The sequence below is a fragment of the Paenibacillus naphthalenovorans genome (genome assembly GCF_900099895.1).
Classification (GTDB): Bacteria; Bacillota; Bacilli; order Paenibacillales; family NBRC-103111; genus Paenibacillus_G; species Paenibacillus_G naphthalenovorans.
Window position 1 is genome coordinate 1 of record NZ_FNDY01000030.1, and the last position, 15348, is coordinate 15348.

Here is a 15348-nt window from a genome sequence, read left to right on the forward strand (position 1 = left end):
AATACGTTTGGTGATGATGGCGGAAGGGAACCACGCGTACCCATACCGAACACGACCGTTAAGCCTTCCAGCGTCGATGGTACTTGGACCGCAGGGTCCTGGGAGAGTAGAACGTCGCCAAGCGAATATTCCCTGATAGCTCAGTTGGTAGAGCACTCGACTGTTAATCGAGTTGTCACAGGTTCGAGTCCTGTTCGGGGAGCCAAACTTGCTTCCATAGCTCAGTAGGTAGAGTGCATCCATGGTAAGGATGAGGTCACCGGTTCGATCCCGGTTGGAAGCTCCATACATAGGGCCCGTTGGTCAAGGGGTTAAGACACCTCCCTTTCACGGAGGTAACAGGGGTTCGAATCCCCTACGGGTCATCCCGTGGAGGCTTAGCTCAGCTGGGAGAGCATCTGCCTTACAAGCAGAGGGTCGGCGGTTCGATCCCGTCAGCCTCCACCATTTTATGCCGCTGTAGCTCAATTGGTAGAGCAACTGACTTGTAATCAGTAGGTTGGGGGTTCAAGTCCTCTCGGCGGCACCAGAGATGAATGATCTACATATTGGGGATTAGCCAAGCGGTAAGGCAACGGACTTTGACTCCGTCATGCCTAGGTTCGAATCCTAGATCCCCAGCCATTTATGAGCCATTAGCTCAGTTGGTAGAGCACCTGACTTTTAATCAGGGTGTCGTAGGTTCGAGTCCTACATGGCTCACGTTGTAAAACGCGCGTATGGCGGAATTGGCAGACGCACCAGACTTAGGATCTGGCGGGAGACCGTGGGGGTTCAAGTCCCTCTACGCGCATCCGATACATAAAGACCCTTGGAACAAAACTTCCAAGGGTCTTTATGTATTGTTCTCAAGAACGCCGCCGCTGCCCCTTGACAATCTCCTTGCTATATCCGTATCCACAGACTTTCTGCACTATGCCCAGAAGGGAATGAGGACTTGACGTGGCTCATACGGTATAAGGTATCAAAAAGAAATTGACAGATGGCATAAGTATGTTATAATGTGAAATATAGAAACAAACTAATATATTAGATATTAGTTGAAGACAGTAAACCTCTTTGGTAGAAATTTGACGGGGATCTTGGAGTAGTGCTGCCAAATCAAAGCCTCTGATAAGGAATACTAAGGGAAACGAATAATCAAATACAACAGGATGGGAGTGTAAACATGGGCTCAAATCAAGTGGCCATCGTAACTGGCGGTTCGTCAGGACTTGGATTATCCGTTGTTCAGCGATTTGCCGAAAAAGGCTTGACCGTGGCGATCGTCGATATTGCAGTGGAAAGCGGAGAAGCGCAGAAAAACAGATTAAGAGCTGAAGGCTATGATGTTCATTTCTTCCCGGCCGACGTATCTGATCAAGAGGGTGCCAGAGTAGTCGCAGAGAAAGTCGTTAAAGCATTGGGCAGTATTCATATTCTGATCAATGCGGCGGGAATCATCAGACGCTCACCCAATGTAAAGGTAACAGACCAGGAGCTTAAAGGTGTCCTCAATGTTAACTTAAATGGAACCGTTTACATGTGCCAAGCGGTTCAACCTTATATGGCTCAAGGCGGAGGCGGTGCCATTGTTAATTTTGCTTCGATGCTTGCACATTACGGAAGCAAGAATTTGCTGTCGTACGCTGCCTCGAAAGGAGGAATCGTTCAAATTACGAAATGCTTGGCGGTGGATTGGGCTGAATATAATATTCGCGTCAACGCTGTAAGTCCTGGTTATATCGAGACACAATTGTCATCCGGCGCAACGAGGGATCCCGTATTTAAGGACAGAATTCTTTCGAGAACCCCGCAAAGACGTTTTGGGTTACCGCAAGAGGTTGCTGCTGCAATCGATTTTTTGAGCTCCAAGGACGCAAGCTTTATTACGGGTGCCGTTCTTCCTGTAGACGGCGGACTCCTCGCCGGAGATCCATCTTTATTCCCGCCTGCCTAATATTTTTATAAATAATAAACAAATGGAGGAAAGAAAAATGACACAAACACAAACTTTAAACGACTTTACAAAAATGGTTGGATTACCGGATCAGGCCATTGATATTAACGAGATCCCTTGGGTTCCCCAAACCGATCGTGTATGGTTTAAACCGGTTCGTTTTGATTTGTCTACCGGACGTTGGATTAATTTATTGAGAGTATTGCCAGGCGGAATAGTAAACCGTCATCGTCATACCGGCGGGCAGGTCATGGCCTATACCATCCAGGGCCAATGGAGGTATTTGGAAAGAACGTGGGTCGCTAAGCCAGGTACGTTCGTTTATGAGCCGCCGGGCGACATTCATACGCTTGTCGTTGATGGAGAGGAAGAAATGATCACGCTCTTCATATTGGAAGGAACGATTCAATATTTGGATGATGAAGATCAAGTATATTATCAAGACGATGTGTTTACGAAATTGAAGCTTTACAAAGAATACTGTCAAAAACACAATATTCCGGAAATCAACTTGCTGTACTAAATCGACCCGAGCCTCGAATGCTTGAATTGTCGGAAAAGCCGTGATCAGCGGCATGCAAGTTAAAAGCAAAAGTATCTATCGGCTCGTTGCGATGGGTACTTTTGTTTTTCAAGCCATATACACGCTTTAGATCGGGTTCTTGTACAACAATTGTAAAATGAAGGATGGGGAACTCCTAATGAAGAAAATAATTAATCCAAGGCCGCAAATTGATGAAGCAAAAATTAAACCTTTTCGTGATATGGCCGATGTGTTATCGTTATCCTGTGTGGTCGGAGATGCGATGCAGCGCAATCAGGTCATGAGGCATGATATGAAACCGAAAGCGGCAAATAAGAAAATCATTGGACCTGCCATTACGGTCAAATTAACCGCCGGCGATATTGTCGATTGCCTGGAAGTATTTGAGGTTGTAAAACCGGGCGATGTGATCGTCATTGATGCTTTTGGGGAAACTGAAACCTCCATATGGGGAGGATTGATGTCCGGCCTGGCACGAAACGCGGGTGTGGCAGGTGCGGTCATTGACGGCAGCTGCCGAGATACGGATGAATCCAGAATGCTCGATTTTCCCATTACCGCGAAGGTTTCCGGTCCAAGAGCCGCACACACGGCGTATTCCGGTAGAAAAGAGCCGATCGAAATTAATGTTCCCATAAGCTGCGGCGGTGTCATTGTTCACCCTGGCGATTTGATTGTAGCCGACGAGATCGGCGTTGCTGTCGTCCCTTATGACCGGTTGGAAGAGGTATATGCTTTGGCGCGTGAGCAGGCCGACAAGGAAATAGCGACCAGAGAAGAGATACTGAAAGGAGCGACTGTGGAAGAGTTACTTCGAAAATTCGGGAGAATTTAACGTAAAGGTTGGTTGCTGATGTTTAGAATAACGATTGATACGGGAACAACCAATACCCGTGTAGTTTTATGGAAGGCGTATGATGCCGTGGACTCGGCAACGGCTGAAACGGGAGTGAGAAATACCGTACTTAACGGCAGTAACGAAGCATTGAAAACAACGATCGGTGAATTGATTAACAAGCTGTTACAAGCCAACAATCTGGATGTAAGCGATGTAGATATCATTGCCGCGTCGGGGATGATCACATCCAATGTGGGGCTGGTGGAAGTGCCGCATATTCCCGCACCTGCAGGGATGGATCTGCTTTCAAAACATATGGTTTGCAAACGGTTTCCTGAAATCGTGGATAAGGATATCTGGTTTGTCCCCGGAGTTAAAAGCATTTCGAATTCATCTGACACAACAGAGGATCGTGTTACTGATATTATGCGGGGAGAGGAGGTTGAAACCTTTGCATTGGTGGAAAAACTAAATGTAACCGGACCGGCGCTTTTTATTTTACCTGGATCGCATACGAAATTTGTTTTCTTGGATGCTCAAAAACGGATAACGGAAAGTCTTACGACGCTTACGGGTGAACTGCTTATGGCTATATCGAATCATACGATCATAGCCAATGCGGTTAATAAATCTTATGCAGATGCTCTGCTTCCGGATCGGGTGATTGAAGGATATCAGCGGGCTAAACAAGCGGGCCTTGGTCGGGCAGCATTTTCCATACGTGTATTGGACCAATTCTCAGAACTTAGTGTGAACGAGAAAGCCAATATGCTGATGGGGGTAGTTTTTGCCGAAGATCTTCGGGCCATTCTTAATCATCAGGCGATCTTTGCTTCGCAGAAAATACCAGTTTATATAGCTGGAAAAGAGATCGTAAGGGATACTCTCGCGCTGCTTTTCAGCGTGGAGAAATACGAGGGAGAGGTCATTCCTGTAGATTCTCAAACGATGCATCATTTGGCAGGATACGGTGTACTTCGTGTTGCGGAATATGGCGGGTTAATTACTTGATCAGGTCAATGAACATTTTGCACAGGAGCAGAATTTACAATTTACGTTGCTAGATGTAAAATGGCACTTAGAAATCATAAAGACAACGGGTGTATGTTTCGATAAACGGAACATGCACCTTGACTAGAGGGTGATAACTTGATCATATTTGATAACAGCAACCTGCATGAGCGTGTATATGTTTACTTAAGGGATAAGATACTAAATAATGAATTGAAGCCGGGTTCCAAAATCATTTATGAAGATATTATCAAGGAGCTTGGGGTAAGTCGAACACCGCTGCGGGATGCCATCAATAGACTAAAGCAGGACGGGCTTATTGATGTCAAACCGCGTTCGGGATCTTATGTCAATCTGCCTAATGTAAAGGATATTGAAGATTTGTATGATGTAAGAAAAGCTTTGGAACTCAAAGCCCTTACCATTGCGGCACGCACCATGTCAAAAGCTCAAATTCAATTACTGATCGATGAAGCGGACAGAGCTGAGGAATCCATCCGGAAAGGGGATATGAAACCCTTTTTTGAAGCCGACAGGAATCTTCATCGCACGATTATTCAACATTCCAATAACCAATTGCTGGTCTCGATTATGAGCACATTGGAATTAAAGATTAAATGGTATGGGGTCATTATTACCAAAAATTCGGACAGACCTCGGCAGGCGAACGAAATGCACAAGAAGATTTTGCAGGCTTTGTTCGATTCAAACATCGAAGAAGCCATACATCTAATGGATGTGCATATCGACGAGATTAAGCATCATACCATTGAGGATTATTCGTGATGGAGCAAGGAGGACGAATTTCAAGCAGGGATCGTACGATCACGTTTCCTTATCCAGTATGATCATGATTCATCCTCCGGTTCGCGGGGGGCGTGCTTGGAGCATGTTCCGATTTGCCTCATATAAAACCGGTTCTTTTTTCTCAAAATTGAAGTTAAAAATGGAACAAAAAAAGTTTGACAGATTTGTGATATGTGTTATAATTTGAAATATCGACAGAATCTAATATATTAGATATTAGATTCCTGATTGCCCAAAATGGAATCGTTTACAATAAAACGGTTTCGCGGCATGCAAACAACAGGAGGTTGAGACGTATGGAAGCGTCTGCGACGAAGAAAGCTTCTAAGTTCAATCACGGGATTATCGATTGCGATGTGCATCAGTGTGTCAAAAGCTATGACGATTTGAAGCCTTATATGCCGCGGGTATGGTGGGATCGATTGAAGGCCCACAATGCGACATTGCCTTTTCTCTTGTACCGTCCGATCCCATTGGAACGCAGCGATGCAGCACCCGGCAACGGACTTCCTCCGGGCTCCGACCCCGAATTCGCGAAGGCCGATTTACTGGATCGCTACAATATAGAAAGAGCGATTCTGACAGGCAACCTGTTGTCCATCTCGGCGCACAACAATCCGGATTACGCCGCGGCGCTGGCCTCCGCATTCAACGACTACACGATGGATACGTGGCTTCCAAGCGATGAGCGCTGGTTGGGGTCGATTGTCATCGCAACGCAAGACCCGCTGCTCGCCGCCAAAGAAATCGATCGTCTGGGGTCGCATCCGAGAGTAGTTCAAGTGCTTATGACATCCGGATCACGCGAGCCTTACGGACAGCGACGCTACTATCCGATCTACGAAGCGGCGGTACGCAACAACCTGGTGATCGGGATTCACGGCGGCGGGGAAGGAGACGGCATCAACCCGCCGACAACGGCAGCAGGGTACCCGACGACGAACTTTGAGCGCCACAACATCCTGGCGATCCACCACATGTCGCAGTTGAACAGCCTTGTTTGTGAAGGCGTTTTCGAAACGTTCCCGACGTTGAAGGTGGCTTTCATCGAGGGCGGCTTGGGATGGCTGCCGCATCTGATGTGGCGGATGGACAAAAACTTCCGTGCGATGCGCAGCGAAGTGCCGTGGTTGAAGTACAAGCCGAGCGAATATATTTTGAAGCATGTCCGCTTGACGACCCAGCCGATCGAAGAGCCGGACAACAGGGAACTGGTTCAAATGCTCCAATTGATGCGAGCCGAAAAAACGGTAATGTTCTCGACGGACTATCCGCACTGGGACAACGACGCTCCATTATTCGTGCTGAACAAGCTGCCTGAAGAGATGCGCCGGCGGGTAGCGTATGAGAACGCCGCCGAGATGTATCAGCTGCAGGAAAGAGGCTTGCTGGCAGGAGGTGTAGCGAAATGACGAAGTATGATGCCGTCGGAGTAGAAGAGCTTGAAGCCGGAGCATGCAAGATTGTAACGATTGCGGGAAAAAGCATCGGCGTATACTATAACGGCAAAGAATATTATGCGATCCGCAATGTGTGTCCTCACCAGCAGGTCGAGCTGTGTAAAGGGAAGTTCACGGGAACGACGCTGGAATCCAGGCCGCATGAATACATTTACGGAAGAGAAGGCGAGATTCTGACCTGTCCCTGGCATGCATGGGAGTTTGACGTGAAGACGGGGAAGGCACTGGTCGACCCGGACCGGTACAGAGTGAAAGTGTACGAGGTATCGGTTGAAAATAACAGAGTATGGGTGCATGTGGATTAAATGGTGTTTTTAGCTGATCATCATTCTCGTTAATTCTCTCGATAACTATAAATTTATGGGTCATATAGTATGGGATTCTGGGAGCTGAAACATGATAACGCTTAAATTGGATCCGGAAGGGGATTCACTCAGTGAACGCGTTTATCTGTCTTTAAGACAAGCGCTCTTAAAGGGAGAACTTTATCCCGGTTTCCGGTTGGTCGTTTTAGATATCGCCAATTCTCTAGGGATAAGTCAAGCTCCGGTCAGAGAGGCCATGGAACGGCTGAAACAAGAAGGCTTGCTCATCAGCAAGCATAACAAAGGTTCATTCGTATCCGATATTACGCAGAAGAAAATCGAGGACATCTATGAAATGCGGGAGCTGATTGAAGGCTTTGCCGTAAAGAGAGCGCTGCCAACATTGAAATCAAGCGACATCGATTATTTGAACCGATTGTATTCGGAAATGAAAAGGTGTGCCCAAGAGGATGATGTATTCCGATTGATCGAATATGACATGCGCTTTCATGGTTTGTTCTACGAACGCTGCGGCAATGAAGTCCTGTCTCAGCAATGGAATCAGATCCATGTTCAAATCAAGAGATTCATAGCGGTTGCGACGCAAATCTATTTCCCTAACTTGGAAGCGGTTGCAGACAGCCATATTCCGCTTCTCCGTTCTCTGGAAAACGGCGACGTTCATGAAGCGGAAGCCATCTTTAGCGATCATATCAAAGTATGGTGGCGGACGAAAAAATGAGTTGTCCAATAAAATCGGATAAAGGAGTGAGAAGGATTGCCAGAATCCCAGCAGTATTATGATACGCTGCAAGAAAAGCTGTACTCCGCCGTTATTTCTGATATCCTGGATGCTCACGGCTACAGAAATCAGACCATGCATCCGGATATTCGGCCGCTGACTCCGGATATGGTTATCGTGGGACGAGCCAAAACGGTGCAGGTGGCTGATGTGCACCGGATTCCGGAAAAGCCTTATGAGAAACAGATTCAGGTTCTGGATGCGATTCAACCGGGCGAGATTTTTGTAGGAGCGGTCAACGGCTCTAAACGCTCAGCCTTTTTTGGAGAACTGATGTCAACAGCGACACAGGTTGCCGGCGGCAGAGGAGCCATCATCGACGGGATGGTCAGAGACGCCAAAAAAATTCTGGAATTAGGATTCCCCGTATTTTCTATAGGATTTCGGCCTACCGATTCCCTGGGGCGAAATGAAGTGATCGAGTACGACGTTACGATCGAATGCGGCGGAGTTACCGTTCAGCCGGGAGATCTCATTTTTGGCGATATGGATGGCGTTGTCGTGATTCCAAAGGCAATAGAAAAGCTGGTCATAGAGCAGGCGCTGGATAAAGTCAGCGGAGAAAATCTGGTTCGCGACAAAATTCGTGAAGGCATGAAAGTTTCAGAAGTGTTTCAAACCTATGGTATTTTATAAAACAAATGAAAACTAGGGGGATATACGATGAACAAAACAATGAAACTTGGAACGGTTGGATTACTTCTTGGAGCGACAATACTGGCTTCAGCCTGTGGCAATCAAGCATCTACGCCAGCAGGGGGATCCGATGCAGCGGAAACACCTAAAAAAGAAGCTGTGAAGTTCCCTACAAAGCCGATCGAGCTTATCGTACCTTTCGCTGCCGGCGGAGGAACGGATCTGGTGGGCCGTGCTATAGCCGAAGCACTGAAGCCTTTGCTTGGACAAGATGTCGTGGTTGTCAATAAGACCGGCGGATCCGGTTCAGTCGGAATGAATGAAGTCGCTCAAGCCAAGGCCGACGGGTACAAAATGGTCATGGCGACACGGGAGATTGTCTCGAATCCGCTGCTCGGTCTTGCGCCATTTAAAACGACCGATTTCAAGTTTGTAGGGAACATTAACAGAGACCCCGCCATGATTGTCGTCTCCTCCAAATCGAAATACAAAACGTTTGAGGACCTGATTAACGATATCAAAGCCAACCCTGGAAAATTAAATTTCGCTTCATCCTCTACACCTAGCTTATATGGTATTCCATTTGCCGAAGCTGCCAATTTGGATTTTATTACGATTCCTTTCCAAGGTTCGGCCCAGGCGATTGTCGAGGTATTGGGCGGCAGAGCTGAATTCGGAATTTACAACCCGGGCGAAGTCAAATCCCAAATCGAAAGTGGAGATTTACGCCCGCTCGCAGTAATGAACGACAAGCGGCTTGAAGGATTCTTCAAGGATGTGCCGACTGTAAAGGAAAAAGGAATTAATGTCGATTGGGCCGGAACTTACCGCGGGATTGCCGTACCTAAAGATACGCCGGATGAAGTTGTAAAAGTGTTGGAAGAAGCGCTTGGCAAAGCAGTGAAGGATCAAAAGTTTGTTGAATTCATGAATAAACAAAATCTGTTTATTGATTATTTAAATTCAGCAGAATTCCAGGAAATGATTAAGAAGGATACGGTAGCATTGGATGCCATTGTACAGGTAGTGAACAAGCAAAAGAAATAATCATGAGGAATGGGGGCGGAGCATGATCTGGTCAATTCTCCCGCCCCTTTCGAATGCTTTGACCCTGTACTTTTGAGAAAGGGTGTGTAAGATTGAAAAACGCGGGTATGTGGGCGGCTTTACTTCTGCTCGGATTTTCAGGATTTATGTTTTGGCAGTCTTTATCTTATCCTTATTATACTCCTGCGGGCCCTGGGCCTGGTTTTCTTCCAAGATGGATATGCATCGCTTTAATCGTGCTCTCTATTTTGTATCTGTGGGAATCGATTAAGAAAAGCGTGATTTATTTTTCGGAAATTTTACCAAAAGGAAGGCCTTTAGCCAGTGTGCTTGTTGCATTAGGTTCCTTGCTCGTATTTATTGTCATTGTAGATTTTACGGGGTTTGTCATTTCTGCTGTCGTGTTATTGTTTATCTCTTTGGTTCGGGAATATAAGTGGTATTCGGCACTAGGCATTTCGATTGTCACTTCACTATTTGTTTTTTATGTGTTTTATACGCTGTTGGGTGTTCCACTGCCTGTGAACGCACTCGGATGGTAAGGAGGAAATAATTTGGAGTCGTTTGCACAACTAATCATGGGATTTGAGACAGCTCTGAGTTGGTGGAATCTGCTGTACTGTTTAATTGGAGTTACCATCGGAATGCTGGTTGGCGTCCTGCCTGGTTTAGGGCCGACAACCGCTACGGCACTTTTGCTGCCGATCACTTTCTCGATGGAGCCCGTATCGGCCATCATCATGCTGGCGGGGATTTATTACGGTTCCCTGTATGGCGGCACCATCACTTCAGTCCTGATTAATACACCAGGTGAAGCGGCCTCGGTAATCACCTGTCTCGACGGTCATCCGCTTGCCAAACAAGGTAGGGCTGGAACCGCGTTGGGCGTTGCCGGTATCGGTTCCTTTATTGGAGGGATTTTCACGACGCTGGGGCTCGTATTTGTTGCGCCTCCACTCGCCGCAATGGCATTGGAATTCGGTCCTCCGGAATTTTTCGCGCTTATTTTGGTTGGCCTGGTCATGGTCATTGGTTTAATGGGAAAATCATTGGTTCGCGGATTGATATCCGCCCTTCTGGGTTTAATCCTATCCTTGGTTGGTATGGATACGATTTCAGGGGCCGTGCGTTTTGATTTGGGGCAGCCCTTTTTAATGAGCGGTTTGGATTTTGTGACCATCACCATGGGTTTATTCGGAATTTCCGAGGTCCTTTCCGGGATGGAAAACATGTCAAAAGCGGAGAAGCCCGCCAAGGTAAAGGGACTTCTTCCCAAACGGGAAGAATGGCCGGCTACGTTAAAGGCGATTGGCCGTGGTACAGGAATTGGATTTTTAACAGGTCTCATTCCAGGCTCCAACTCCGTTATACCTGCAATCCTGTCTTATTCTTTAGAAAAAAAGCTTGCCAAGGACCCTTCAAGGTTCGGTAAAGGCGCCATTGAAGGCGTTGCAGGGCCGGAGACAGCGAACAATGCTTACTGCGGCTCGGCCATGATTCCATTGTTCACACTGGGAATTCCGAGTTCACCAACGATTGCAATTCTTTTTGGAGCTTTTATCATGCACGGCCTTACGCCAGGGCCTACTTTATTCCAAACCAACCCGGACATCGTTTGGGCGATTATTGCCAGTATGTTCATCGGGAATACGATTCTTCTGATCATGAACCTGCCGATGGCGGGGATGTGGGCGAAGATTGCCATGGTTCCCGGGAAATTGCTTTATCCTATGATTATTGTCGTTTCCGTAATCGGAGCCTATAGCGTAAACAACAGCCTTTGGGACGTAGGGATCATGTTTGTGTTCGGTGTTGTCGGATACTTTATGAAAAAACTGGAAATTCCTTTGGCGCCTCTCGTATTGACTTTTGTTCTGGGTAAAATGCTGGAGACTTCTTTGCTGCAGTCGTTAATCTTCTTCAAGGGTGACTTTATGGGTTTCTTCCAACGCCCTATCGCAGGCACGTTACTGGTAATTTCAGCGGTGATTTTGATCTTTAGCATTTATTCCAGCGTTAGAAACAAAAGAGGCTTCCTTGCGGATGACGTTGAAGCGTAATCCATTCATTCCTTCATATGATGAATATTTTAGTTAATATGATGAAATAGATGAGTATATCGACGAGCCCAGACCTTTATCAGGTACTGGGTTCGTTTCGTTAGGCGGCCGGATTAATTGTCCTTAAGCAGAGAGGTGATCCGGTTTGTCGCTTCTTGGATGGCTGCGATCATCTCCGGTTCCCTTTTCTCCTGAGCCGTGACGAACGGGATACAGATGCTCATACTGGCAATCATTTGGCCGGTGGAATCATAGATAGGAGCGGCAAAACATTTGCAGGCTTCATAGGATTCGGCATCATCAATGCTGTAGCCTCTCTTTCTTATTCGTTCCAGTTCGGCAATGAGCTCATCCACGCTGGTGATCGTATTAGCGGTTAATTTTTCAAATGGGTACCCTTCATACAGCAATCTGATCTGCTCATTGGAGTGGGCGGACAAAAGCATTTTGCCAACGGCTGTAATATAGGCGCTTTGGGCCCGGCCGACCTCCATATGATAGCGCAGGGGATTGGTCGATTCCTCAAAAGCAATGTAGACGATATCCAAGCCGTCCAGAACAGCCAGGTGGACATTTTCGTTAAATTTGCTTTTGATTTGCTTCATAATGGGCTTGGCTATCGGAACTAAAGGAGTAGCAGACATCATATTGGAAAATTGATAAAATTTGGAGCCCAAAAAAAGCTTGCGGGATTCGTCCATTTTTAAGTACCTGCGCTGCAGCATCGTATGTACCAGCGCATGGATGCTGCTGTCGGCGATATTAAGCTTTTTGCCTAACTCCCGAATATGAAGCCCGTCACTGTGCTTTACCAACGCCTCTAGTATATCAAACACCCGATCTGCAGATTTGACCGGTGTGAAAGGCTTGTTTTTCATCGGACAACCCCCAAAAGTACATGATGTTACCCTGATTATAGCATAGCCGGCCCGGTCTAAGTATATGTTCATCTCATGATATGTCGTTTAATAGGGTATATTTTTTATCATATACGAAAAGAGGTTCCCTGTATATGAAATTTAAGGAATTTTTTTGTTTGACAAGAAAACGGATACAAAGTAACATATTACATATATAGAAAAACAAATATCTCATATGTGAAATCTTTCGACTTCAACCATCGATAATGAGGGGAAAGTGATGCCGGCAGACGTGAGTTCCACTGATTTGAAAACGATTCCAAAAGATGCGGGTGGTAAAGCTTACATGGTTAATGATTAATCTATTGAGGGAGTGATCATGAATGGCACAAGTTGAAGTCAAAGCACCGGAAAAAAAGGTTCGAATGAAACGCTCGATGATTGACTGCGATGTCCATCATCTTGCCCCGGTATCTGCGGTAAAAGACCATTTGCCGAGGTTTTACCGTGATCAGATTGATTTGTGGGGATGGAGGCTTCCGGGTCCGATCTATTTAAACGGCGGGGTTCAGGGGTTAACCGTTGACTCGACTCCTCCGGACGGCACCAACCCTCTTGGCGGTCGCGGTGACCTGGAATATTTGAGGTCGCAGCACCTGGATCCGTTCAACGTCGAATACGGCATATTAACCGGAAGCGATTACTCATTCCAAGCTTCACCCGATCCCGATTATGCGGCAGCGATCTGTTCCGCGCTTAATGATTATACGATAGAGCATTGGACTTCAAAGGACAAAAGGCTGAAGGCCTCTTTGTTTATTGCAAAGCAGGATCCGCTGCTGGCAGCCAAAGAGATCGACCGGATCGGTTCGCATCCGGACATGGTTCAGGTTATCGTGGCGAACGGTGCTGAGAAGCCCTATGGAAACCGTTTTTACCATCCGATTTATGAGGCTTGTGTGCGGCATAATTTGCCGTTCAACATCCATGTGCTTACCGAAGGGCTAGGCATCAACACAGGACCGACAGGTGCCGGTTATGTGACCTACTACCCCGAGTATAGGGCTGCAAGACCGCAGGTCATGATGGCGCACCTGGCCAGCTTTATCTTTGAAGGGGTGTTCGAGAAATTCCCGACATTGAAGGTTGTGCTTCAAGAGGCCGGTGCGTTCTGGATTGCACCGTTCTTATGGAAGCTGGATTCCGATTGGAAAAGTCTCCGTTTCCAAACGCCATGGGTGAAAAAAGCGCCCAGCGAATATTTTCGCAGCAACGTCAGAGTGACCTCCCAGCCGATCGAGATGCCGCCGAGCACAGAGCTGTTCCAGCAAATGATGAAGGCAATTTATGCCGATGAATGCTTAATGTTCTGCAGCGATTTTCCGCATTGGGATTTTGATTCTCCGCTGTTGACATTCCCTAAATTGGATGATGCGCTATGGGAAAGAATCTTCTATCAGAATGCAGCGGACTTATATGAACTTCCCGCACGAAGAAGCGATCAAGGAGGAGCAGAGGGATGAAACGGTTTCTGGCAGGAAAGGTATCCGAAATTCCTGAGGGTTCAAAGAAAATAATTCAGGCCGAAGGACGCAGCGTCGGCGTTTATAATATAGCGGGGCAATATTATGCGCTGCGCAACACCTGCCCGCATCAGGGAGCTGAGCTTTGTTCCGGTATTACGGCATCGTATATTACTTCTTCCGGTCCGGGAGATTTTGTTTACGAACGCGAAGGCGAGATCGTCCGCTGCCCTTGGCACCAATGGGAATTCGATATTAAGACGGGCTGTATGATCACGGATCCGAAGATGAGGACGAAAACATATGATGTCACCGTGGAACGGTACGATGTCTCCGTTGAGGAGAATCAGGTGTATGTCCATCTGTAGGAGACTGTACTTGTACATAAAGCCGGGCTTGGAGCCTGGCTTTCTATGTAAGCGAGAAGATTATCCATATGGGATGGAGGTAATATTTTTATGAAGAAGAGAGGAATGACTCTGGGGTTAGCAGCTGTAATGGCATTGAGCACGCTATTGGCCGGATGCGGAACCGGCAGCACCCAAGCCACCGGCACGCAAGGAGCAGGCGGCACGGCCAAAACCGTTGAGCTGAAATTTGGTCATGTACTATCCCAGGATAGCCACTTTCAGGTAATGGCCGACAAGATGGCGGAGCTGGCTGCAGCAAAGTCCAATGGTACCATTAAAATTACGGTGTTCCCTCAATCTCAGTTAGGCGGGGACTCGAAGATGATTCAGTCCATGCGTACAGGAGTTCAAGCATTGTCGATTACGAATCAGGCCTCGCTGGTAAATACGGTTCCGGAATTGACGATTTTCGATCTGCCTTACTTGTTTGACAGCATAGATCAAGCGAATAAAGTGCTTAACGGCCCCGTAGGTCAAAAATATCTGGATTTGCTCCCGCAGCATGGACTTATCGGGTTGGGGTATATGAGTGTAGTGGAACGCAACGTATTTGCCAACAAAGCGATCCATAAGCCCGGGGACATGAAATCATTAAAGCTCAGAACGATGCAGGCCCCGGGGCACATCAAAGCTTATGAGCTGCTGGGGACACAACCGACGCCGATGGCTTATTCCGAAGTGTATTTGTCCCTGCAGCAAGGGGTGGTAGACGGAGGAGATACGCCTCCCGACCAATTTATTATGGATAAATTTATTGAAGTAGCCAAGTTCTATAACATGACCAAGATTCATTACTTGCCTCTGATTTTGACGATGTCCAAAATGCAATGGGATAAGATGAGTCCGGAACAACAAAAGACCGTTCAAGAAGCGGCCAAAGAAGCATTGGCCTTCCAAACCGAATACTACAAAAAAGAATACCATGATTCGCTCGAAAAGATGAAGGCGGCCGGGGTTAAGGTCATCGAAACCGATGTCAACGCTTTGAAGGAACAAACCAGTAAGGCTTACGATGTGATTTTGAAGGATATTCCGAACGGAAAACAGCTTTTGGAAGAAATTGAAGCTGCAAAGAAACAATAATTGGTTATGGGGGCTGAAATGGC

Annotated in this window: 16 protein-coding genes, 8 tRNA genes and 1 rRNA gene; 24 read left to right on the forward strand and 1 reads right to left on the reverse strand. The window is 46.9% G+C overall.

Annotated features, from left to right (window positions below):
- Positions 1-6 precede the first annotated feature (6 nt).
- The 21 genes from rrf (at position 7) to BLT35_RS20900 (ending at position 11449) form a co-directional block, all read left to right on the forward strand.
- Positions 7-123: ribosomal RNA gene (gene rrf / locus BLT35_RS20800) — 5S ribosomal RNA — on the forward strand.
- 6 nt (positions 124-129) lie between these two features.
- Positions 130-205 (forward strand) — tRNA-Asn (locus BLT35_RS20805).
- A gap of 5 nt (positions 206-210) precedes the next feature.
- Positions 211-286: transfer RNA gene (locus BLT35_RS20810), tRNA-Thr, on the forward strand.
- 7 nt (positions 287-293) lie between these two features.
- A tRNA-Glu gene (locus BLT35_RS20815) sits at positions 294-365 on the forward strand.
- A gap of 6 nt (positions 366-371) precedes the next feature.
- Positions 372-447, forward strand: a tRNA-Val gene (locus BLT35_RS20820).
- A gap of 6 nt (positions 448-453) precedes the next feature.
- Positions 454-529, forward strand: a tRNA-Thr gene (locus BLT35_RS20825).
- A 20-nt stretch (positions 530-549) separates the two neighbouring features.
- Positions 550-624 (forward strand) — tRNA-Gln (locus tag BLT35_RS20830).
- 5 nt (positions 625-629) lie between these two features.
- Positions 630-702: transfer RNA gene (locus tag BLT35_RS20835), tRNA-Lys, on the forward strand.
- 11 nt (positions 703-713) lie between these two features.
- Positions 714-793 (forward strand) — tRNA-Leu (locus tag BLT35_RS20840).
- A gap of 375 nt (positions 794-1168) precedes the next feature.
- Positions 1169-1939: an SDR family NAD(P)-dependent oxidoreductase gene (locus BLT35_RS20845; RefSeq protein ID WP_074729648.1), complete on the forward strand. Its 771-nt coding sequence runs from the start codon at positions 1169-1171 to the stop codon at positions 1937-1939.
- A 37-nt stretch (positions 1940-1976) separates the two neighbouring features.
- Positions 1977-2462, forward strand: a complete 486-nt coding sequence (locus BLT35_RS20850) for a 2,4'-dihydroxyacetophenone dioxygenase family protein (protein WP_054820296.1) — start codon at positions 1977-1979, stop codon at positions 2460-2462.
- A 178-nt stretch (positions 2463-2640) separates the two neighbouring features.
- Positions 2641-3318, forward strand: a complete 678-nt coding sequence (locus BLT35_RS20855) for an RraA family protein (protein ID WP_074729649.1) — start codon at positions 2641-2643, stop codon at positions 3316-3318.
- An 18-nt stretch (positions 3319-3336) separates the two neighbouring features.
- A complete protein-coding gene (locus tag BLT35_RS20860) occupies positions 3337-4332 on the forward strand; it encodes a 2-dehydro-3-deoxygalactonokinase (RefSeq protein ID WP_074729650.1) in 996 nt (331 codons plus the stop codon).
- A 138-nt stretch (positions 4333-4470) separates the two neighbouring features.
- A complete protein-coding gene (locus BLT35_RS20865) occupies positions 4471-5118 on the forward strand; it encodes a GntR family transcriptional regulator (protein ID WP_062410396.1) in 648 nt (215 codons plus the stop codon).
- 317 nt (positions 5119-5435) lie between these two features.
- Positions 5436-6551 carry an amidohydrolase family protein gene (locus BLT35_RS20870; protein ID WP_062410397.1) on the forward strand — a complete coding sequence of 372 codons (1116 nt, stop codon included), beginning with the start codon at positions 5436-5438 and terminating at the stop codon, positions 6549-6551.
- The gene (locus tag BLT35_RS20875) at positions 6548-6904 is read left to right on the forward strand and encodes a Rieske (2Fe-2S) protein (RefSeq protein ID WP_062410398.1); all 357 of its coding nucleotides are present in this window, start codon (positions 6548-6550) and stop codon (positions 6902-6904) included. The genes BLT35_RS20870 and BLT35_RS20875 overlap by 4 nt, the downstream gene beginning before the upstream one ends.
- A gap of 91 nt (positions 6905-6995) precedes the next feature.
- Positions 6996-7646 carry a GntR family transcriptional regulator gene (locus tag BLT35_RS20880; RefSeq protein WP_054820101.1) on the forward strand — a complete coding sequence of 217 codons (651 nt, stop codon included), beginning with the start codon at positions 6996-6998 and terminating at the stop codon, positions 7644-7646.
- Positions 7647-7682: 36 nt separating this feature from the next.
- Positions 7683-8342 carry an RraA family protein gene (locus BLT35_RS20885; protein ID WP_062410399.1) on the forward strand — a complete coding sequence of 220 codons (660 nt, stop codon included), beginning with the start codon at positions 7683-7685 and terminating at the stop codon, positions 8340-8342.
- Positions 8343-8369: 27 nt separating this feature from the next.
- The gene (locus BLT35_RS20890; RefSeq protein ID WP_054820104.1) at positions 8370-9389 is read left to right on the forward strand and encodes a tripartite tricarboxylate transporter substrate binding protein; all 1020 of its coding nucleotides are present in this window, start codon (positions 8370-8372) and stop codon (positions 9387-9389) included.
- Positions 9390-9496: 107 nt separating this feature from the next.
- Positions 9497-9931: a tripartite tricarboxylate transporter TctB family protein gene (locus BLT35_RS20895; RefSeq protein WP_217634733.1), complete on the forward strand. Its 435-nt coding sequence runs from the start codon at positions 9497-9499 to the stop codon at positions 9929-9931.
- Between the two features lie 12 nt (positions 9932-9943).
- The gene (locus tag BLT35_RS20900; RefSeq protein WP_235594198.1) at positions 9944-11449 is read left to right on the forward strand and encodes a tripartite tricarboxylate transporter permease; all 1506 of its coding nucleotides are present in this window, start codon (positions 9944-9946) and stop codon (positions 11447-11449) included.
- Positions 11450-11562: 113 nt separating this feature from the next.
- On the opposite strand, the gene BLT35_RS20905 is transcribed toward BLT35_RS20900, so the two are convergent.
- A complete protein-coding gene (locus BLT35_RS20905; protein ID WP_062410402.1) occupies positions 11563-12327 on the reverse strand; it encodes an IclR family transcriptional regulator in 765 nt (254 codons plus the stop codon).
- Positions 12328-12692: 365 nt separating this feature from the next.
- Between BLT35_RS20905 and BLT35_RS20910 the strand changes: the two genes are divergently transcribed.
- From BLT35_RS20910 to BLT35_RS20920, 3 genes are all read left to right on the forward strand, one after another.
- Entirely contained in the window at positions 12693-13832 is a 1140-nt protein-coding gene (locus BLT35_RS20910; RefSeq protein WP_062410403.1) for an amidohydrolase family protein, read from the forward strand.
- A complete protein-coding gene (locus tag BLT35_RS20915) occupies positions 13829-14200 on the forward strand; it encodes a Rieske (2Fe-2S) protein (protein ID WP_062410404.1) in 372 nt (123 codons plus the stop codon). The genes BLT35_RS20910 and BLT35_RS20915 overlap by 4 nt, the downstream gene beginning before the upstream one ends.
- A gap of 90 nt (positions 14201-14290) precedes the next feature.
- Positions 14291-15325: a TRAP transporter substrate-binding protein gene (locus BLT35_RS20920; RefSeq protein WP_074729651.1), complete on the forward strand. Its 1035-nt coding sequence runs from the start codon at positions 14291-14293 to the stop codon at positions 15323-15325.
- Positions 15326-15348 lie beyond the last annotated feature (23 nt).